Origin of the sequence: Methylibium sp. (assembly GCF_965279545.1) — a bacterium.
Taxonomy (GTDB): Bacteria; Pseudomonadota; Gammaproteobacteria; order Burkholderiales; family Burkholderiaceae_C; genus Methylibium.
In genome coordinates this window covers 2895446-2914956 of the sequence record NZ_OZ257250.1, presented here as the reverse complement: position 1 = coordinate 2914956, position 19511 = coordinate 2895446, and the positions used below count along the sequence as shown (strand labels likewise).

The 19511-nt window shown below is 67.7% G+C and carries 18 protein-coding genes; 5 read left to right on the top strand and 13 right to left on the bottom strand.

Going from position 1 to position 19511, the window contains the following annotated elements; translation table 11 throughout:
* The first annotated feature begins 39 nt into the window (after positions 1-39).
* From ACQY9S_RS13575 to ACQY9S_RS13555, 5 genes are all read left to right on the top strand, one after another.
* Positions 40-1644 (top strand): sigma-54-dependent transcriptional regulator, encoded by a 1605-nt coding sequence (locus ACQY9S_RS13575; protein ID WP_428420222.1) that lies wholly within the window; start codon positions 40-42, stop codon positions 1642-1644.
* Positions 1641-2231 (top strand): 1,6-anhydro-N-acetylmuramyl-L-alanine amidase AmpD, encoded by a 591-nt coding sequence (gene ampD, locus ACQY9S_RS13570; protein ID WP_428420220.1) that lies wholly within the window; start codon positions 1641-1643, stop codon positions 2229-2231. Before ACQY9S_RS13575 ends, ampD begins: the two co-directional genes overlap by 4 nt.
* Positions 2232-2708: 477 nt before the next feature.
* A complete protein-coding gene (locus ACQY9S_RS13565; protein ID WP_428420218.1) occupies positions 2709-5624 on the top strand; it encodes a ribonucleoside-diphosphate reductase subunit alpha in 2916 nt (971 codons plus the stop codon).
* A 133-nt stretch (positions 5625-5757) separates the two neighbouring features.
* The gene (locus tag ACQY9S_RS13560) at positions 5758-6960 is read left to right on the top strand and encodes a ribonucleotide-diphosphate reductase subunit beta (RefSeq protein ID WP_428420217.1); all 1203 of its coding nucleotides are present in this window, start codon (positions 5758-5760) and stop codon (positions 6958-6960) included.
* A gap of 221 nt (positions 6961-7181) precedes the next feature.
* Positions 7182-7619 carry a histone H1-like DNA-binding protein gene (locus tag ACQY9S_RS13555; protein WP_011830788.1) on the top strand — a complete coding sequence of 146 codons (438 nt, stop codon included), beginning with the start codon at positions 7182-7184 and terminating at the stop codon, positions 7617-7619.
* Positions 7620-7700: 81 nt separating this feature from the next.
* On the opposite strand, the gene ACQY9S_RS13550 is transcribed toward ACQY9S_RS13555, so the two are convergent.
* From ACQY9S_RS13550 to ACQY9S_RS13490, 13 genes are all read right to left on the bottom strand, one after another.
* Entirely contained in the window at positions 7701-8048 is a 348-nt protein-coding gene (locus ACQY9S_RS13550) for a hypothetical protein (protein WP_428420216.1), read from the bottom strand.
* Positions 8049-8204: 156 nt separating this feature from the next.
* Positions 8205-9110 (bottom strand): carbohydrate kinase family protein, encoded by a 906-nt coding sequence (locus tag ACQY9S_RS13545; RefSeq protein WP_428420215.1) that lies wholly within the window; start codon positions 9108-9110, stop codon positions 8205-8207.
* 48 nt (positions 9111-9158) lie between these two features.
* A complete protein-coding gene (locus ACQY9S_RS13540) occupies positions 9159-10280 on the bottom strand; it encodes a zinc-ribbon and DUF3426 domain-containing protein (RefSeq protein ID WP_428420214.1) in 1122 nt (373 codons plus the stop codon).
* A 31-nt stretch (positions 10281-10311) separates the two neighbouring features.
* On the bottom strand, positions 10312-11214 hold the full coding sequence (prmA, locus tag ACQY9S_RS13535) for a 50S ribosomal protein L11 methyltransferase (protein ID WP_428425746.1): 903 nt from the start codon (positions 11212-11214) through the stop codon (positions 10312-10314).
* Between the two features lie 31 nt (positions 11215-11245).
* Entirely contained in the window at positions 11246-12595 is a 1350-nt protein-coding gene (gene accC / locus ACQY9S_RS13530) for an acetyl-CoA carboxylase biotin carboxylase subunit (RefSeq protein ID WP_428420213.1), read from the bottom strand.
* A gap of 13 nt (positions 12596-12608) precedes the next feature.
* Complete coding sequence (gene accB, locus ACQY9S_RS13525) at positions 12609-13049, bottom strand: acetyl-CoA carboxylase biotin carboxyl carrier protein (protein ID WP_428420212.1); 441 nt, start codon at positions 13047-13049, stop codon at positions 12609-12611.
* Between the two features lie 75 nt (positions 13050-13124).
* Positions 13125-13574: a type II 3-dehydroquinate dehydratase gene (gene aroQ, locus ACQY9S_RS13520; RefSeq protein WP_428425744.1), complete on the bottom strand. Its 450-nt coding sequence runs from the start codon at positions 13572-13574 to the stop codon at positions 13125-13127.
* 86 nt (positions 13575-13660) lie between these two features.
* Entirely contained in the window at positions 13661-14200 is a 540-nt protein-coding gene (locus ACQY9S_RS13515) for a TlpA family protein disulfide reductase (RefSeq protein WP_428420211.1), read from the bottom strand.
* Positions 14197-14814, bottom strand: coding sequence for a hypothetical protein (locus ACQY9S_RS13510; RefSeq protein WP_428420210.1), 618 nt, complete (start codon positions 14812-14814; stop codon positions 14197-14199). Before ACQY9S_RS13510 ends, ACQY9S_RS13515 begins: the two co-directional genes overlap by 4 nt.
* A 32-nt stretch (positions 14815-14846) precedes the next feature.
* The gene (locus ACQY9S_RS13505; protein WP_428420209.1) at positions 14847-15623 is read right to left on the bottom strand and encodes a transglycosylase domain-containing protein; all 777 of its coding nucleotides are present in this window, start codon (positions 15621-15623) and stop codon (positions 14847-14849) included.
* Complete coding sequence (gene aroE / locus ACQY9S_RS13500) at positions 15620-16504, bottom strand: shikimate dehydrogenase (protein WP_428420208.1); 885 nt, start codon at positions 16502-16504, stop codon at positions 15620-15622. The genes ACQY9S_RS13505 and aroE overlap by 4 nt, the downstream gene beginning before the upstream one ends.
* A complete protein-coding gene (locus tag ACQY9S_RS13495) occupies positions 16501-17391 on the bottom strand; it encodes an energy transducer TonB (protein ID WP_428420207.1) in 891 nt (296 codons plus the stop codon). Before ACQY9S_RS13495 ends, aroE begins: the two co-directional genes overlap by 4 nt.
* 8 nt (positions 17392-17399) lie before the next feature.
* Positions 17400-19481, bottom strand: a complete 2082-nt coding sequence (locus ACQY9S_RS13490) for a ribonuclease catalytic domain-containing protein (protein WP_428420206.1) — start codon at positions 19479-19481, stop codon at positions 17400-17402.
* Positions 19482-19511: the final 30 nt, after the last annotated feature.

The window sequence follows — 19511 nt, the reverse complement described above, 5'->3', positions numbered from 1 at the left end:
CTCTTCGGGACGGTGGGATGCAGCGCCGGGGGGAAGGACATGAGTCCGCCGTCGCATTTCAGCCTGCTGGTGGTCGACGACGAACCGGACCTGCGCACGCTCTACGAGTTGACGCTGCTGCGCGAGGGATACGAGATCGAGACGGCCGCCTGTGTCGAGGACGCCTGGGCCCAACTCAGCGACCGCACCTTCAGCGCCGTGATCACCGACATGCGCCTGCCCGACGGCAGCGGTCTGGACCTGCTGCACCGCCTCGAGGAGGCCGGGCGGCGCGAGAAGACCATCGTCATCACGGCCTACGGCTCGGCCGAAAGCGCCGTCGAGGCGCTGAAGGCCGGCGCCTACGACTACCTGACCAAGCCGGTAGACCTGAAGCTGTTCCGCAGCGTCGTGGCCTCTGCGCTCGGCCGTGCGGCGGCCAGCGGCCCGACCGTGCAACCCGATCAGCTGCCTTCGGAGAGCGGCGCCGTGCGGCCCTCACGCGCCACGGGCGCTGTGCGGCCCGTGCCGACCATCGTCGTCGGCCCCGCGGCAGCGGCGGTGCCCACGGGTGCGCTGGCGCGGATGGCGGGCAATTCGGCGGCGATGCAGCAGGTGCGTTCGCTGATCGAGAAAGTCTCGCGCAGCATGGCGCCGGTGCTGGTGCACGGCGAGTCCGGCACCGGCAAGGAGCTGGTGGCGCGTGCGATCCACGACAGCGGCGCGCGCCGCAACCAGCCCTTCATTGCGGTGAATTGCGGGGCGATTCCCGAGCAGTTGCTGGAGGCCGAGTTCTTCGGCTATCGCCGGGGGGCCTTCACCGGCGCGAACGAAGACCGCGACGGTTTCTTCCAGGCCGCGCGCGGCGGCACGCTGTTCCTCGACGAGATCGGCGACCTGCCGCTGTCGATGCAGAGCAAGCTGCTGCGTTCCATCCAGGAGCGCTCGGTGCGGCCGGTGGGTGCGACCGCCGAGACGCCGCTGGACGTGCGCATCCTGAGTGCCACGCACAAGAACCTCGCGGCCGACGTCCAGTCGGGGCGCTTTCGCCAGGATCTGTACTACCGGCTCAACGTGATCCAGATCCGCGTGCCGCCGCTGCGAGAGCGGCTCGAGGACCTGCCGGCGATCTGCGAGCGGGTGCTCGAGCGCATTGCTGCCGACGCCGGCGTCAGCCCGCCGCCACGGCTGACGCGTGAAGCGCTGGCCTATCTGCTGCGCTATCCCTTCGGCGGCAATGTGCGCGAGCTCGAGAACCTGCTGCACCGCGCCGTCGCCTTGTGCGATGGCGACCTGATCGACGTGGGTGACCTCGACCTGCCCGAGGCGGCGTTCAGCGACAGCGGGCGTGCCGAGCTGGCGGCACTGCAGGCCGAGGCCGCGCCGCCGAGCATGGTCGATGTGCCGCCGAGCGCGGCCCCGGCGCCGCTGCCGGACGACCTCGCGGCCTTTCTCGACGGGGTCGAGCGTGACATCCTCGTGCGCGCGCTCGAACGCTACCGGTTCAACCGGACGGCGGCGGGTGCCAGTCTCGGTCTGTCCTTGCGGCAGATGCGTTATCGCATGGCCCGTCTCGGCGTGATGGTGGCCGAGCACGGCGTGTCGGTCGGCGTCGGTGGTGAGGAAGCCGACGGCGAGGTCCCCGCGGATTCGGCGCGGCCGTGACGCTGAACGCGTTGCACTGGCACGGCGGCTGGTGGTCGGCGGCGCGCCGCGTCGATTCACCCAATCACGGTCCGCGGCCGCAGGACGTGGAGGTCACGCTCGCACTGATCCACTCGATCAGCCTGCCGCCCGGGACGTACGGCGGCGACGCGATCGAGCGACTGTTCACCAACACGCTCGACTGGGATGCCCATCCGTATTTCCAGCAGATCCGCGGGCTCGAGGTGTCATCGCATTTCGTGATCCGGCGTGACGGCGAGTTGCTGCAGTTCGTGCCGACGACACAGCGTGCCTGGCACGCCGGACGCTCGGTGTGGCAGGGCCGCGAGAACTGCAACGACTACTCGATCGGCATCGAACTCGAAGGGCTCGAAGGCGACCCCTTCGAGTCGCCGCAGTACGAGCAGCTGGCCGTGCTGCTGCATGAGCTCGCGCAGCGGCACCCGCTGTGCGACGTGGCCGGTCACGAACATGTCGCTCCCGGCCGCAAGCTCGATCCCGGTGCGGGTTTCGACTGGGTGCGGTTGCAGGCCCTGACGGCATGGCCGGATCGGTGTTTTCCCAAGGGTGCGCTGGCCACGCGCTGAAGCGGCCGCCGCGCCGCACGGCGGCGAGGCAGATTTCGTGCGGGCTTGCGGGCCGTTTGTGGCGTTTGCTCAAGCGCGGCGCGGTCGTCGCGGGCACGAGCGAGCGTTGATGCGGCCTGCCTGCGAAGCACCAATCGGCCTCCTCCCGTTTCAAGTCGTGACACGCTACATATAGTGCTTGTAGAGGCGCAATGCCCTAGATATAGTGTGCCGATGCCTTCCCGTCTTGCCTGAGCCGAGCACGTTCCGGGGTCTCCTTCGCGTGAACATCGACCTCGTTGCCGCCCTGCCGGGGCGGCGTCGCAGAGCCCGGCGCTTCGTCCGCAGCGCCGTTCCGGCGGATGGCATGACACGGGGTGTCCTGTCCGGGACGCGTCGGCTCCGAGAGGGCTGAACCCGGGCGACGTGGCGGGGCCGAACCGTGTTCCGTCTGTCCACCGCGAATACCGTCATTTCACAAGAACCGAAAGGGAATCCATGCAATCAGTCACCTCCAGCGCTCCGGCTGCCGCCCTTCCCAGCGGTGCTCTCGCCGCCCCTGCCTCTTCGCGCGCTGCCACAGGCAGCTCGGCCTATGCGGGTTACCAGATCATCCGGCGCAACGGAGCGGTGGTGGCGTTCGAGCCGAACAAGATTGCCGTTGCGCTGATGAAGGCGTTTCTGGCGGTGCACGGCACCCAGGGGGCGGCGTCGGCGAGCGTGCGAGAGATGGTCGATGGCCTGACGGAATCGGTGGTGCGTGCACTGTTGCGGTCGCGCCCGGGGGGCGGCACCTTCCACATCGAAGACATCCAGGACGCCGTCGAACTCGGGCTGATGCGCGGGGGGCATCACGAGATCGCGCGGGCCTACGTGCTGTACCGCGAGCGTCGCGCGCAGGAGCGTGCGAAGCAGGGCGCTGCCCCGGCCGCGCCGACCCCTGCGCTGCACGTGATCGATGGCGGCCAGCGCGTTCCGCTCGACACCGCCCGGCTGCGCGCGCTGGTCGAGTCGGCCTGTGCGAACCTCGGCGCCGAAGTGCAGGCGGGGCCGATCCTCGCCGAGACGCAGCGCAACCTGTACGACGGCGTGCCGATCGACGAGGTCTACAAGGCGGCGATCCTGGCGGCCCGCACGCTGATCGAGAAGGACCCGGCCTACACGCGCGCGACCGCACGATTGCTGCTGCACACGATCCGCCGCGAGATCCTCGGCGGCGAGGTTCTGCACGAAGAGATGCGCCAGCGCTACGCAGACTACTTCCCGGGCTTCATCAAGCAGGGCGTGGAAGCCGAACTGCTCGACGAGCGGCTGATGCAGTACGACCTGCGCCGGCTCGGTGAAGCGCTCGAGGCGGACCGCGACCTGCAGTTCGACTACCTCGGCCTGCAGACGCTGTACGACCGCTACTTCCTGCACGTGCGCAAGGCCCGCATCGAGCTGCCGCAGGCCTTCTTCATGCGCGTGGCGATGGGTCTCGCTCTCAACGAGGTCGACCGCGAAGCGCGTGCGATCGAGTTCTACGAGGTGCTCTCCAGCTTCGACTTCATGTCGAGCACGCCGACGCTGTTCAACAGCGGCACGCGCCGCTCGCAGCTGTCGAGCTGCTACCTGACGACCGTGGCCGACGACCTCGACGGCATCTACGAGGCGATCAAGGAGAACGCACTGCTCTCCAAGTTCGCCGGCGGCCTGGGCAACGACTGGACGCCGGTGCGTGCGCTGGGCAGCCACATCAAGGGCACGAACGGCGAGTCGCAGGGGGTCGTCCCGTTCCTGAAGGTTGTCAACGACACGGCCGTGGCGGTCAACCAGGGCGGCAAGCGCAAGGGCGCGGTCTGCGCCTACCTGGAGACCTGGCACCTCGACATCGAGGAGTTCCTGGAACTGCGCAAGAACACCGGTGACGATCGCCGCCGCACGCACGACATGAACACCGCGAACTGGGTGCCCGACCTGTTCATGCGGCGCGTGATGGAAGGCGGCGACTGGACGCTGTTTTCGCCCAGCACCTGCCCCGACCTGCACGACAAGTTCGGTGCGGCCTTCGAGCAGGCCTACACCGCCTACGAGCACAAGGTCGATCGCGGCGAGATCGAGCTCTACAAGCGCGTGCCGGCCAAGGACCTGTGGCGCAAGATGCTGTCGATGCTGTTCGAGACCGGCCACCCCTGGATCACGTTCAAGGACGCCTGCAACGTCCGCTCGCCGCAGCAGCACGTTGGCGTGGTGCACTCGTCGAACCTGTGCACCGAGATCACGCTGAACACCAACGGCGGCGAGATCGCGGTTTGCAACCTGGGCTCGGTCAACCTCGCCCAGCACCTGGTGCGTGGTGCCGAAGGCCTCGAGATCGACCACGCCAAGCTGAGGAAGACCGTGTCGACGGCAATGCGCATGCTCGACAACGTGATCGACATCAACTACTACGCGGTCAAGAAGGCGCGCGACTCCAACCTGCGCCACCGCCCGGTCGGACTGGGCGTGATGGGCTTCCAGGACAGCCTCTACCAGCTGCGCATCGCTTACGCGTCGCAGCAGGCGGTCGAGTACGCCGACCAGTCGATGGAGGCGGTGTGCTACCACGCCTACTGGGCCTCGACCGAGCTGGCCGAGGAGCGCGGCCGCTACTCCAGCTACAAGGGCTCGCTGTGGGATCGCGGCATCCTGCCGCTCGACAGCCTGGACCTGCTGGCGAAAGAGCGCGGCGGCTACGTGGAAGTCGACCGCTCCACCACGCTCGACTGGGATGCGCTGCGTGCGCGCATCCAGCAGCACGGCATGCGCAACTCCAACTGCGTGGCGATCGCGCCGACGGCGACCATCTCCAACATCATCGGCGTGGACGCCTCGATCGAGCCGTCGTTCAGCAACCTCTCGGTCAAGTCCAACCTGTCGGGGGAGTTCACCATCATCAACGAGTACCTGGTGCGCGACCTGAAGAAGCTGGGTCTGTGGGACGACGTGATGGTGATGGACCTGAAGCACTTCGACGGATCGCTGCGCCGCATCGATCGCGTGCCCGAGGATCTGAAGTCGCTCTATGCCACGGCGTTCGAGGTCGAGCCGATGTGGCTGGTCGAGGCCGCGTCGCGGCGCCAGAAGTGGATCGACCAGGCGCAGAGCCTGAACATCTACATGGCAGGCGCCTCCGGCAAGAAGCTCGACGACACCTACAAGCTCGCATGGCAGCGTGGCCTGAAGACCACCTACTACCTGCGCACTGTCGGTGCCACGCACGCCGAGAAGTCGACGGTGAAGGCCGGCCAGATGAATGCGGTGTCGAGCGGCAGCAGCGGCATCGATGCCGTCTCGGCGGCGGCGAAGTCGCAGGTCGAAGCGACACGCAATGCACCAGCGACCGACGTGAAGTTCTGCGCGATCGACGACCCGACGTGCGAGGCATGTCAGTGATTCGCTAGCGCGCCATGCGGTCGTGCGAGCTCGCTGGCGATGCACGACCGCAACAACTTCAGCGCCGCGATGTCAACAAGTGCTTGGTGTTTGAACACAACACTCCGATAATTCACTTCACAGGAAGTACACCATGCTGGTTTGGGAAGACGACGCTCGTTCCGCCTCCACTGCGACGCATCACACCCCGCCCTCATCGCTGCGCGATGCACGGGCCACAGACTCGTCATCCCTGATTTCCTCCATGCCTTCAGTGCCGGTCGCGTCGATGTTCGATGCGCCGCCGGTCGCTGTCGCGACGCCTGCGACGGGCGGTGCTCGCCGCGTCAACGTCGCCGACAAGCGCATCATCAACGGCCAGACCGATGTGAATCAGCTGGTGCCGTTCAAGTACAAGTGGGCGTGGGAGAAGTACCTCGCTACCTGTGCGAACCACTGGATGCCGCAAGAGGTCAACATGTCGCGCGACATCGCGACCTGGAAGGATCCCAATGGTCTTTCCGAAGACGAGCGCCGCATCATCAAGCGCAATCTCGGCTTCTTCGTCACGGCCGATTCGCTCGCCGCGAACAACATCGTGCTCGGCACCTACCGGCACATCACGGCGCCCGAGTGCCGGCAGTTCCTGCTGCGCCAGGCTTTCGAAGAAGCGATCCACACCCACGCCTACCAGTACATCGTCGAGTCGCTGGGTCTGGACGAGAGCGAGATCTTCAACGCCTACAACGAGGTCAAGTCGATCCGCGACAAGGACGAGTTCCTGATCCCCTTCATCGGCGCGATCATGGACCCGCACTTCCACACCGGCACACCCGAGAACGATCGCACGCTGCTGAAGTCGCTGATCGTCTTCGCCTGCCTGATGGAGGGCCTGTTCTTCTACGTGGGCTTCACCCAGATCCTGGCGCTCGGTCGGCAGAACAAGATGACCGGTGCGGCCGAGCAGTATCAGTACATCCTGCGCGACGAGTCGATGCACTGCAATTTCGGCATCGACCTGATCAACCAGATCAAGCTCGAGAATCCGCAGCTGTGGACGGCCGAGTTCAAGGCCGAGATCAAGGCCTTGTTCATGCAGGCCGTCGAACTGGAGTACCGCTACGCCGAAGACACCATGCCGCGCGGCGTGCTGGGTCTGAACGCGTCCATGTTCAAGGGCTATCTGCGTTACATCGCGAACCGGCGCGCGACGCAGATCGGCCTCGAGGAGCTCTTCCCGAACGAGGAAAACCCGTTTCCGTGGATGAGTGAAATGATCGACCTGAAGAAGGAGCGCAATTTCTTCGAGACGCGTGTCATCGAATACCAATCCGGTGGCGCGCTCTCCTGGGATTGAAGCTGCTCGTGCGCGTTGCGCTCGGGTCCCGAAAAAGAAGGAACGACAACGAATCAAGATCTGTGGGTGAGACGACTGGCGACATGAGAAGCGTCATCGCATTGCCCACGACCCCATTCACTGCACCGGAGCGTCTCTCCAAGGCAGCCCCCTGGGCAGTGAATCGCTGTGCCGTATCGAACGGCGCAGTGCTCTTTGCAACTTGATCAAGGAGAATCGTGATGGCAACTGCGAAGAAACCGGCCGCTAAGAAGGCCCCTGCGAAGAAGGCTGCGGCCAAGAAGGCCCCGGCGAAGAAGGTCGCGGCCAAGAAGGCCCCGGCGAAGAAGGCTGCAGTCAAGAAGGCTCCGGCCAAGAAGGCGGCAGCGAAGAAGGCTCCGGCCAAGAAGGCGGCGGCGAAGAAGGCTCCGGCCAAGAAGGCGGCGGCGAAGAAGGCTCCGGCCAAGAAGGCAGCGGCAAAGAAGGCCCCTGCGAAGAAGGCTGCGGCGAAGAAGCCTGCCGCGAAGAAGGCCGCCAAGAAGCCGGCTGCGAAGAAAGCCGCGAAGAAGCCGGCTGCGAAGAAGGCTCCCGCCGCCCCTGCTGCGCCTGCAGCCCCGGCAGCAAAGACCACGCTCAGCCCGCAAGCGGCCTGGCCTTTCCCGACGGGCACCAAGCCCTGACGGATCGGCTCGACAACTTGAAAGCCCGGCTTCGGCCGGGCTTTTTCATGGGCGTCGCGCAGGTGGTGGTGCGCGAACAACCTACAGGGGTTGGGTGTCGGCGAAGCCGTTGGCAGGCAGTGCCGTCACGAGTCGGCCGCGGTCCAGGTTCGCTGCAAGCTCCTGCTTGCGTGCGGCGGCGTCGGCGGCCTTGTCGCGGGCTTCACGCTGTACCGCGCTCAGCGCCGGGCGTTCGGCCAGTTCCTTCTGCAACTGCGCGATCTGGCGCTTGGCCTGAGTGGCGTTCTGGCCCGCCACGGCACGTGCCTTCTCGAGGCGTTGCAGCACCGCGCTCAACTGGCGCCGGTACCACCAGGCGCACATCAGCCACGAAAGCGCGGCCAGCGCGAGCGCAGCGCCCATCAGCAGCAACCAGGTCGTGAGAGTCATCGCACACTCCTTCGGTAGCCGTGCGTCTGCCGGCCACTCAGCATGATGCGAAAGATAGCCTCTCGGCCACCACAGCGTCCGTGAATCCATCTCGCGCACCGCCCTCTCGCAAGTGGCCGCGTCGGGACCGTGCACTACGGCACGCTCGATGCCGATTCAGAGTCCGAGTGCGGCCCGATCGATGCGATGGTTCTGCGGCCCGGCGCAGGCAATCTTCAGTGCGCCGACGCGGTTCCCCAGTTCGGCGCAGCGCGCCAGCGACCAACCGCGCTCGAGGCCGTAGAGCAGCGCGCCGCGGAAGGCATCGCCACAGCCGGTAGGGTCGACCACTGCGGTGGCGGCCACGCCGGCGATGCGCTGCATCCGGCCTTGCTCCCACGCCTCACAGCCTTCGGCGCCGAGCGTGACGAAAACGCCGCGCAGGTGCGAGCGCGACAGTTGCTCGAGACTCAGGCCGGTACGGTCGCACAGCATCCTGGCCTCGTAGTCGTTCACGGCCACCCAGCTGGCCTGCTCGATGAAGCGACGCAGCTCGGCGCCGTCGAACATCGGCAAGCCCTGGCCCGGATCGAAGATGAACGGGACACCGGCGCCGTGCAACTGCTGGGCATGCTCGACCATCGCGTCGCGGCCGTCCGGCGCCACGATGGCGAGCGCGAGGTCATCGCGCTGCGGCACCGCGGTGCGCTGCGCGAACTGCATGGCGCCGGGGTGGAAGGCGGTGATCTGGTTGTTGTCCTGGTCGGTGATGATGATGGCCTGCGCCGTGTAGCTCTCGTCGATGCGTTTCACGAACTCGGTGCTCACGCCCCAGTCATCGAGACGCCGCAGATAGCCGTCGCCATCGGCGCCGACGGTCGCCATCACGATCGGTTCGCCGCCGAGTTGCTGGTGCGTGTAGGCGATGTTGCCGGCACAGCCACCGAATTCGCGCTTCAAGGTGGGCACCAGGAAGGACACGTTCAGGATGTGGATCTGCTCGGGCAGGATCTGCTGGGCGAAGCGCCCGGGGAAGGTGGTGATGGTGTCGAACGCGAGCGAACCGCAGATCAGGGCCGGCATGGCAACTCCGCAAGGGTGAAGAAAGAGGTCGCGTGAAAGGCGACCGGCTCAGGGATAGAACAGCTCGACCGTGTAGCCGCTGACGCGTGCGCCGCGCGCCGCCAGCAGCGCCTGCATCGGGCTTTCCGAGCCGGGTGCGAGAGCCGTGCCCGCAGACCCATCGCCCGGTGTGGTGCGGAAATCGGTCGGTGCCAGTGCCCGCCGCGCGATCAGTGCGCCGCTGTTGTCGGTCAGGCTGAGATCGACCGAGGGCAGCGCGATATCGACCTGCCCCCGGTTGTGCAGCGTCAGGCTCAGACGGTAGGCTTCGCTCCCCTCGACCTGCGTCAATCCGCTCGACTCGACGGTGATGGCCGACAGGCGCCGCAACGGTTCGATGCGGCAGTCCATCACCTCGCACAGCGTCTCGAGCGTGGGCCGCGCCTGCGGCCATTGGGCGGCAAAGGCATCGCGGAACTGCACCGCAATCTGCGTGAGCAGCGTGCCGAGCAGCAGCACGGTGGCCAGAACCAGCGAGGCCCGCACCCGGGGCCGGTGCCAGCGCGCGGCGTCGTCGGCCTGTCGCAGGAAGCCCGGCGTGCCGGCGACCGCTGGCGCAGCGGCGGGCGCGGGAGCTGCCGCCGCTTCGTCGCCGACCGGCGCTTCCAGCAGCGAACTCATCGCGGCGGCCTGTCGTGCGGCGCGCCGATCCCGCCAGCGCTGCAGCAGCGGCGTTCGCGGCGGCGTGGGCGGTGGAGCGGCATGCATCCCGTTGCTGTCGGGGTTCATCGCGCCGTGCGCATCGGCATCGAGGGGCAGTTCGCTCGGGAATCGGGCGTCTGCGAAGTCGGGATATTCGCCCGACTCGCTGTCGCCGGACAGGGGTGCGAGAAAGCGCGACTCGATCGCGTCGTGCTCTTCGGTCGCCGGCAGCGCGTGCGGGCCGTGGCCAGATGTTCCGGGGTGCTGGCTCGCGACGAACTCTGCCATGCCCTCGACAACGGATTGGGTGGCGCCGGGCCTGGGCGTGCGCTGCGGCGGCGCCTCTCGTTCCAGATCGAACAGGCCTTCGAGCGCGTTGAAGGTCTCCTGGCAGCGGCCACAGCGCACCCAGCCTTCCGAGACCTTGAGCTGGTCCTGCACGACGCGGAAGATCGTGCCGCAGGAGGTGCAGCGGGTGGCCAGGCTCATGCCGCGGATGATGCCATCGCGCGCACCCGTCTCAAGCGGCGCGGCGTGCCGTCATCAGGATCCAGCCGTCCTCGCGGTCCGTGACCATCAGCTGAAGCAGGGGCTCATAGGCGGCTTGCAGTGCCTCGGCCTGGCGCTCGAGGATGCCCGCCAGCACGAGGTGCCCGCCGCGCGCGACATGCGCGCTGAGCAAGGGTGCCAGCAGCTTCAGCGGTGTCGCCAGAATGTTGGCCAGCACCAGGGGGTAGGCGCCGCTCGGGCTGCCGGCCAGCTCGGGCAGGCCGGTGTTGAGCGTTACGCCGTTCGCCTGTGCGTTGTCTCGCGTCGATTGCACCGCGGCGGGGTCGATGTCGACCGCGTCGATCGCTGCGGCGCCGAACAGCGCCGCGCCGATCGCGAGGATGCCCGAGCCGCAGCCATAGTCGAGCACGCGCTGGCCACGCACCGCCACTTCGTGCGTCGCGATCCAGCGCAGGCACATGCGGGTCGTCGGATGCGTGCCGGTGCCGAAGGCGAGGCCCGGGTCGAGGCGGATCACCTGCCTGGCCGCCGCCGGCGCCTCGTGCCATGAAGGCACGACCCAGAAGCTCGGCGTGATCTCGACCGGTGAGAACTGCGACTGCGTCAACCGCACCCAGTCCTGCTCGGCCACCGGCAGCAGGGACTGCACCTGCAGATCCGCCGCCCAGTCCTGCGCCAGCAGCAGCGTGGCAGCTTCGGTCGCCGCGGTCTCGGCGGGAAACAGGGCACGCAGTGTCGAGCGCTGCCAGCCGGCCTTCGGTGCCGGCATGTCAGGCTCGCCGAACAGCGCCTGCTCGGCCGGTGTGTCGGCGTCGGCATCTTCGACCGAGACGCTCAGTGCCTCCAGCTCCATCAGCGCGTCCGACACGGCTTCGACCTGCTCCTCGCGGGCCAGCAGCACCAGCTCGAACATGCTTGCGGTCGCCATTGCTTCGGCCGCCACCTCAGCGGTTTCGCTGGGCCATCCAGCCTTCGAGGTAGTGGATGCTGGTGCCGCCCTCGACGAACTTGGCGTCGACCACCAGTTCGCGGTGCAGCGGCGTGTTGGTCTGGATGCCCTCGATCACCGTTTCCAGCAGCGCAGTGCGCATGCGCGCCAGGGCCTGCTCGCGCGTGTCGCCGTGCGTGATGATCTTGCCGATCATCGAGTCGTAGTTCGGCGGCACGAAGTAGTTGGTGTAGGCATGCGAGTCGACTCGCACGCCGGGTCCGCCCGGCGGGTGCCACATCGTGATGCGGCCCGGCGACGGCGTGAACTTGTACGGATCCTCGGCATTGATGCGGCACTCGATCGCGTGTCCGCGCATCTCGATCTGCCGCTGTGTGAAGGGCAGCTTCTCGCCCGCCGCGATCTTGATCTGCATCTGCACGATGTCGATGCCGGTCACGAGTTCGGTCACCGGATGCTCGACCTGCACCCGCGTGTTCATCTCGATGAAGTAGAACTCGCCGTTCTCGTACAGGAACTCGAAGGTGCCGGCACCGCGGTAGCCGATCTTCTTGCAGGCGGCCACGCAACGCTCGCCGATGCGCTCGATCACGCGCCGCGGGATGCCAGGGGCCGGCGCCTCCTCGATGATCTTCTGATGGCGGCGCTGCATCGAGCAGTCGCGCTCGCCCAGCCACACCGCGTTGCGGAAGGTGTCGGCCAGCACCTGGATCTCGATGTGGCGCGGGTTCTCGAGGAACTTTTCCATGTAGACGGTCGGGTTGCCGAAGGCTGCGCCGGCCTCGGCGCGCGTCGTCTGCACCGCGTGGATCAGGGCCGCCTCGGTGTGCACGACCCGCATGCCGCGTCCGCCCCCGCCGCCGGCCGCCTTGATGATCACCGGGTAGCCGACCGCCCGTGCCTGGCGGATGATCTCCTTCGGGTCGTCGGGCAGCGCACCCTCGGCTCCCGGGACCGTCGGCACGCCCGACTTGATCATCGCCTGTTTGGCCGCCACCTTGTCGCCCATCACGCGGATCGACTCCGGTGTCGGGCCGATGAAGGTGAAGCCGCTTTGTTGCACGCGCTCGGCGAAATCGGCGTTCTCGCTGAGGAAACCGTAGCCGGGGTGGATGGCCTCGGCGTCCGTCACTTCGGCCGCCGCGATGATGGCCGGCATGTTCAGGTAGCTCTGCGCCGACGCCGCCGGACCGATGCACACCGCCTCGTCGGCCAGCTTCACGTACTTGGCGTCACGGTCGGCCTCGGAGTAGACGACCACGGCGCGCACGCCGAGTTCGCGGCAGGCTCTTTGAATGCGGAGGGCGATCTCCCCCCGGTTCGCAATCAATATCTTCTTGAACATCGAGTGCTCTGCCTCACTCGATGATGAACATCGGCTGGCCGAACTCGACGGCCTGGCCGTTCTCGCAGAGGATCTTCGTGACCGTGCCCGACTTGTCGGCCTCGATCTCGTTCATGATCTTCATCGCCTCGATGATGCAGATCGGCTCGCCTTCCTTGATTTCCTGGCCGAGCTCGACGAAGGCCTTGGCACCCGGGCTTGACGAGCGGTAGAAGGTGCCGACCATCGGCGACTTCACGCTGTGTCCGGCCGGTGCGGCGGGCTCCGGCGCCACAACGGCAGGCGCCGGTGCGACTGCTGCGGGGGCTGCCGGTTGTGCAGCGACGAATGCGGTGGCCACCACCGGAGCGCTCTTGACGATGCGGACCTTGCCGTCAGCCTCGGTGATTTCCAGTTCGGAGACATTGGACTCCGACACCAGGTCGATCAGTGTCTTCAGTTTGCGCAGGTCCATGGGGTTCTCTCTCCAACGAATGTCGTTATGGTTTCAAACGAGGCCAGCGCGGCTTTGCCGCTGCGTGGCCGGCCGCTAGCGGTGCGTGCCGCCGAGCTGCTCGAGCGCGAATTCGAGCGCCAGGCGGTAGCCGCTGGCTCCCAGGCCGACGATCACGCCTTCGGCCAGTTCCGAGAAGTAGGAATGATGTCGAAACGTCTCGCGGCGGTGCACGTTCGACAGATGCACCTCGACGAAGGGAATGGCCACCGCCGCCAGCGCGTCGCGCAGCGCGACGCTGGTGTGCGTGAAGGCGGCCGGATTGACGAGGATGAAGCGCGTGCCGTCATTACGCGCTGCCTGCACCCGATCGACCAGCGCCCCCTCGTGGTTGCTCTGGAAGCTCTCCAGCCCGAACCCGACTTCAGCCGCACGGCGCAGCAACGCCGCGTCGATCTCGGCCAGCGTCGTAGCGCCGTAGACCGCCGGTTCGCGGCTGCCGAGCAGGTTGAGGTTGGGTCCGTGAAGGACGAGTATTTCCATCAGATGCGAGTTCGATACCGGCAGATCGCCCGGCGAAGCCGCGACTTTACGCGCAAACGGGGCGCCGGTCGATGGCGTGGCGGGTCGGCTCAGGCCAGTGCCCGGGCCCAAGCGGCGAGGTCTTCGTAGCGGGTCTCGCCGAGCTTGCGCTGGATCAAGCGACCGCCGGCATCGAAGGCCACGCTGAACGGCAGGCCGCCCCGGTCGTTGCCGAGTTGCCGTGACAGCTCACTGCCTTCGAAGCCTGCCAGTCCGATCGGAAAGCCGAGCTTCAGCTTGGCCAGAAACTCGCGGACCGGCGTCGGGCCATCGACTGCCAGACCAACAACTTGCCAGCCTTTGGGCGCGAAATCGCGGTGGAAGCGGTCTATTTGCGGCAATTCTCGTACACAAGGTGCACACCAGGTGGCCCAGAAGTTGATCAGCAAGGGCTTGCCGCGCAGGCTCTGCATCGCCAGCCTGCCGCCATCGGGAGTGTCGAAGCTCAAGGACCACAGCGCCGCGACGGCGGGATCTGCCGGCTGCGACCGGCGGCTCAGCGCGAACCAGGCCCCTGCAGCGGCACCGGCGCCGGCGCCGAGGCCGAAGAGCAGGCGGCGGCGCATCGAGCGCGAAACGGGTGGATTCACGCGGACCCTTTCATCAGTTGGCGCAGCGCGGCGGTATCGCCGCGCGCGCTGCGGCCCTGTGCATCGCGTTTCAGCGCGCCTCGCAGATCGTCGTGATCCAGGATGCTGAGGTGCACGGTCACCGGCTCACCCAGCGCCGCGCTGGGGTGGGAAAGGCTCAGCACGTCGACGGTCCGGCCGCCGGCACCCCGGGTGCTTCCGACGTCGTAGCCGATGCGGGCGTTCAGCAAGGCGATCTCGGCCGCCTTCGAATCGTCGCAGTAGAGCTGCAGATGGACGTCGTTCAGGCGCGTGGCCGTGCCGCGCCAGACGGCGCCTGCCAAGTGCGGACGGAACTCGGCCAAGCGCTCCATCCACAGCAAAGCTACCTCACGCAGTGCCGCGAGTTCGGCAGGCTGGGTGTCGGCACAGAACAGGCTGAGGTAAGTGCGGACTTCGGCTTCCAGCATGTCGTTGTCGGGCAGATCACGGGCCGGCAGCCCGCGTTTGCCATGCAGCTTGAGGGCGCGTTGCTTGGCCGGGCCGTATTCCAGGCCTTCTTCCACGACCAGGCGGGCTGCCGTGGCGGCGATCTCGGCGCTGGCCGGCGATGGATGGGCGCAGGGGGAGGGCATGACACAGTTGGAGTCGGAGGACGCGCCGCGGTTCAGGGCAACTCGACCGCCCCCATGCGTGCCACGATGGTGGCGGCCCGGCCGCTGACGTAAGCCGAGCCGGGCCGCTTCTCGAAGCGCTTGGGTGCCGGGAGCATCACCGCCAGGCGAGCCGCCTGCATCGCGCCGAGCTGATCGGCATCGACGCGGAAATAGTGGCGCGCCGCAGCCTGCGCGCCGAACACGCCTTCGCCCCACTCGACGTTGTTCAGGTAGATCGCCAGGATGCGCTCCTTGTCGAGCAGTGCTTCGAGCATGAAGGTGATCACGAACTCCTGGCCCTTGCGGGCGAGGCTGCGCTCGCCCGACAGGAACAGGTTCTTCGAGAGCTGCTGGCTGATGGTCGAGCCGCCGACGATCTTCGCCACCGGGACCGGCTTCGCAGGGGCCGGCCGGGCGCTCGCCGTGCGTCTTTGCTGCTGGGCCTCGAGCTGGGACTGCAGTTTCTCGGCCCGCGCCTCGGCACGCTGGTTGCGCTCCCAGGCCTTCTCGATGGCTTCCCAGTCGACACCGCCGTGGTCGGTGAAGCTGGCGTCCTCCGACGCGATCACCGCCCGCTTGAGCGTGGCGGCGATCCGGTTGTACGGCCGCCAGCTCTGCGACCACAACACCTCGTGGCGCTCGGTCGCCAGGCGCCAGATCTCGGTGCGCTGGAAAGTCGTGGACTGAGGATCGACAAAGCGCATCAGCGCGATCCTCAGCACGAACACCAACTGCAGCGCGATCGCGCAGAGGACCAGCAGCGCCAGCCAGCGGCCCACGCGTCTCATGCGCTGTCCTCGGCGACCGCCGCGCGCAGATCGGCCAGCACGGTCGCAGTCGGTGGCCGCACGCCACGCCAGAACCGGAACGACTCCGCCGCCTGCTCGACCAGCATGCCCAGGCCGTCGCGCCCGTGGGCGCCGTGCTCGGCGGCCCAGGCCAGGAAACCCTGTGCTGCAGGCCCGTACATCATGTCGAGCGCCAGCGCGCCGGCGCGCAGCACATGGCCGCTCACCGGCACGGCGGCGCCGGCAAGGCTGGACGCGGTGGCGTTGACGACGATGTCGAAGCCGTCGCCGCACGTGTCCAGTGCCGCGGCCTGCAGCACCACACCGTGGCGCGACGCCAGCGCCGCGTGACGCTGAACCAGTGCCTGCGCTTTCCCGGGCGCGCGGTTGGCCAGCACCAGCCGGCGCGGGCCGGCCTCGATCAGCGGTCCCAGCACGCCGGCCGCCGCGCCACCAGCGCCGATCAGCAGCAGTGCCGTGCCCTGCAGCGTGACGCCGGCGTGGACCGTGATGTCGCGCACCAGCCCGGCGCCGTCGGTGTTGTCGGCCTGCCAGCCGTCGGTATCGAAGCGCAGCGTGTTGGCTGCCTGCGCCAGCGCGGCGCGCGGCGTCAGCCGGGCGGCCAGCGCCACGGCCTCGAACTTGAAAGGCACCGTGACATTGCAGCCGCGCGCCGGTCCGAGCCCGGCACCGGTCGAAGCGGCGAAGGCCTGCACGGTCGCGGCAAAGCCGTCGAGCGGGCAGGGCAGCCGGCCGTAGTCGACCGCCTCGCCGGTCAGCTCGGCGAAGCGCGCGTGGATGTAGGGCGAGCGGCTGTGCTCGACCGGGTGGCCGGCCACCGCGTAGCGATCGCGGAGCGGGGTATCGACGCGGTCCCTCATTGCGGCGAGGATTGAAGGAGCCGGGTCTCGAAGCCTTCTTCGCGCGTGAAGCGGAAGCGCGACACCACGACGATCTGGTCCGCCTGCTTGCGCATCGCGTCGGTGAACGGACCGAAAGGCGACGCGGCGCGCACGATGGCCTGGGCGCGGCGGTCGAGCGCGCGCTGCCCCGAGCCTTGCACGATCTCGGTGTCGAGCACCTGCCCCAGCGCGTCGATGGTCACGATCATCGTCAGTTCACCGTAGAGCTTGCGGCCCTTGTCCTCGGGAAAGTTCAGCGTGCCGCGCTCCTCGATCTTGCGCCGCAGCATGTCGTAGTAGATCGCGTACACCGCCTCGCTTGTGGACGGGCTGACGTAGCGCTTCTTCGGCTTCGCATTGGCCTCGTTGATGCGCTTCTCGATCTCGGCCAGCATCTGCAGCATCTGCTGGCGTTGCTCGGCCTGGGCGTGCGCCTCGGGCGTGCCCTCGTCGCGCTGCGGATCGGGCGGCGGCAGCCGCGCGAGCTCGCGGCGGATCTGTGCCAGCAACTGCATCTGTTGCTCTTGCAGGCTTTGGATCTGCTTGCGCGCATCCTCGAGCGAATCACCGACCTCGGTCAGCGCCGACGGAGGCAGCGGCGAGGTCGCCCGGCCCGCTTGCGCCTCGCCGCCGCCAGCCAGGGCGGCCTGGGCGATCGCCTGCGCCTTCAGCGGCGGCTCGCTCGAGCGGGCATTGACCAGGATCACCTCGAGCGGCGTGTCCTTGAACACGCGGTTGAAGCCCTCAGGGTCGACGAAGCGCACTGTCAGCAAGACCGCATGCACGCCGAAGGACACCAGCAACGCGATGTGCAGCGCGGTGAGTCGTTTGAGGTGCTCCGTCCAGCGTTGCGGCAACAGCTTCATGCAATGGGTCAGTTGACGGTGCCGGACGCGGCCGGCTCGGCGGCATTGTCGCCATCCTGCACATCGATCGCCAGCGCCAGCGGTGCGGCCGCATCGGCCGCGGCGTCGGCTTCGTCGCCTTCGTCCGTTTCGAGCGGTGCGTCGTCGGCCGGCGTGGCCGGGTCGTCGAGCCGGGTGACCAGGCTCGCATGCAGGTCCAGCGTGAGCAGGTCGACACCGGTGATGCGCACCCGCACCCGCGCGCCGCGCGGCAGCGCTTCGCAGCCGAGAGCACGGAACACCAGCGGCAGCGTGTCGGCGCGCACCAGGCCGTCCTTCATCACCGCGGCATCGAGCTCGGCGATGCCCGCCTGCTGCAGATGGCGCAGCGTCCAGTAACGCTCGAGCCCGTTCTGGAACTGGTTGTAGGCGGCGTAGGCGGCTTCGAATCCCGAGATCACCGAGAACAGCTCGGCATCCTTGGGTTTGAACGGCGCGGCCAGTGCCGCCGTGCGGCCGTGGCGCGCGCAGGCGATGATCTGCCACTGGTTCGCCAGGTCCACGTAGCGCCGCAGCGGCGAGGTGGCCCAGGTGTACTGCCTGACACCCATGCCGGCATGCGGCGCCGGCTTGGTGCCCATGCGCACCTTGATGCCCGGGGCCATGCTGGCCTGGCTGCGGTAGATGCCGGGCACGCCGCACTCGGCGATCCAGCCGCCCCAGTGGCTGTTGGCGAGGATCATCGCCTCGGCCACGATCAGGTCCAGCGGCGAGCCGCGCTTGCGTTCGGTGATGAGCACCGTTTCGCTGCCGTCGGGCTCGTCGCCAGCGTTCGCCGGCTTCGTGCCTTCGAGCTTGAAGTTGTAGTCCGGCCGGTTGAAGTTCTCGGGCTTGCCGCGCGCCACTTCGCGCTGCGCCTTCAGGTGTTTCGCCAGGCGGAAGGCGAAGGCGAGCTCGGGGGCGAACGCGTAGTCGGCCGCAGCCCCGCCGGTCAAGGTGGGCTCGGTGATCACCGCATCGAGCCGGTCGTGGCGCAGGTTGGCGGCAATCGCTACCCTCTCCAGCCGGGTCTCGACCGCCTTCACGGCCAGCGACTCCGCGTCGAAGCTGAAGTAGACCGACACCGCGGGGCAGTCGCGCCCTTCGAGCAGCGTGTAGCCCTGCACCACCTCGTCGGGCAGCATGGTGAGCTTGTTGCCCGGCATGTAGACCGTGGACCAGCGCGTGCGCGCCACCTGATCGATGGCCGAGCCCGGCTGGATCGCCAGGCCGGGCGCGGCGATGTGCACGCCGAACACGATGGTGTCGCTGCCCAGGCCCTGCACCGACAGTGCGTCGTCGATCTCGGTGGTGCTCGAGTCGTCGATCGAGAACGCCTGCACCGCGGCCAGCGGCAGGTCGTTCTTGACCGCCGGCGCGCTGAGCGGCGGGAAGGCCGTGCCCTTCGGAAAGAACTCGAACAGGAAACGCTTCCAGTGGAACTGGTAGGGGCTGGTGATCGCGCCGGCGTCCTTCAGCAGGTCGAGCGGCGCCTTGTGCGAGCGCTTCGCGGCATCGACCACGGCCTTGTACTCGGGGGCGTTCTTGTCCGGTTTGAACAAAATCCGGTAAAGCTGCTCGGCGATCGGTTCCGGGCAGTGCCCGCCGGCGAGCTCGACCGCCCAGGCGTCGATCTGCACCGCCTGCTGCGCCTTGCGCTCGATCGCCACCAGCGCCTGTTTCAGGATGTCTTCCGGCGCCTTGCGGAAGCGCCCCTTGCCACGCCGGTGGAAGTAGTGCGGCGCGTCGAACAGCCGCAGCAGCGTGGCCGCGCGCTGCGGCGCATCGGGGTGGGCGTTGAAATACTCGCGGGCGATGTCGTCGAAGCCGAACTCCTCGTCGGGCGCCACTTCCCAGATCAGGTCGAGGTCGATCTCGCCCGACAGGCTGTGCGCCTGCGCCAGCAACTCGGCCGGCGCCGGCTTGGCGAAGCGCAGCAGTGCATTGGCGCTCTTGACCTTGACGCGCTTGCCGGAATCGAGCTCGACCTGCAGCGAACTCTCGGCCTCGGACATCACACGGCCGGCGAGGAACTTGCCGGCCTCTTCGAACAGGGCATAGGTATCGGACATATCGGAGCGGATTGTCCCATCCGCCACGGC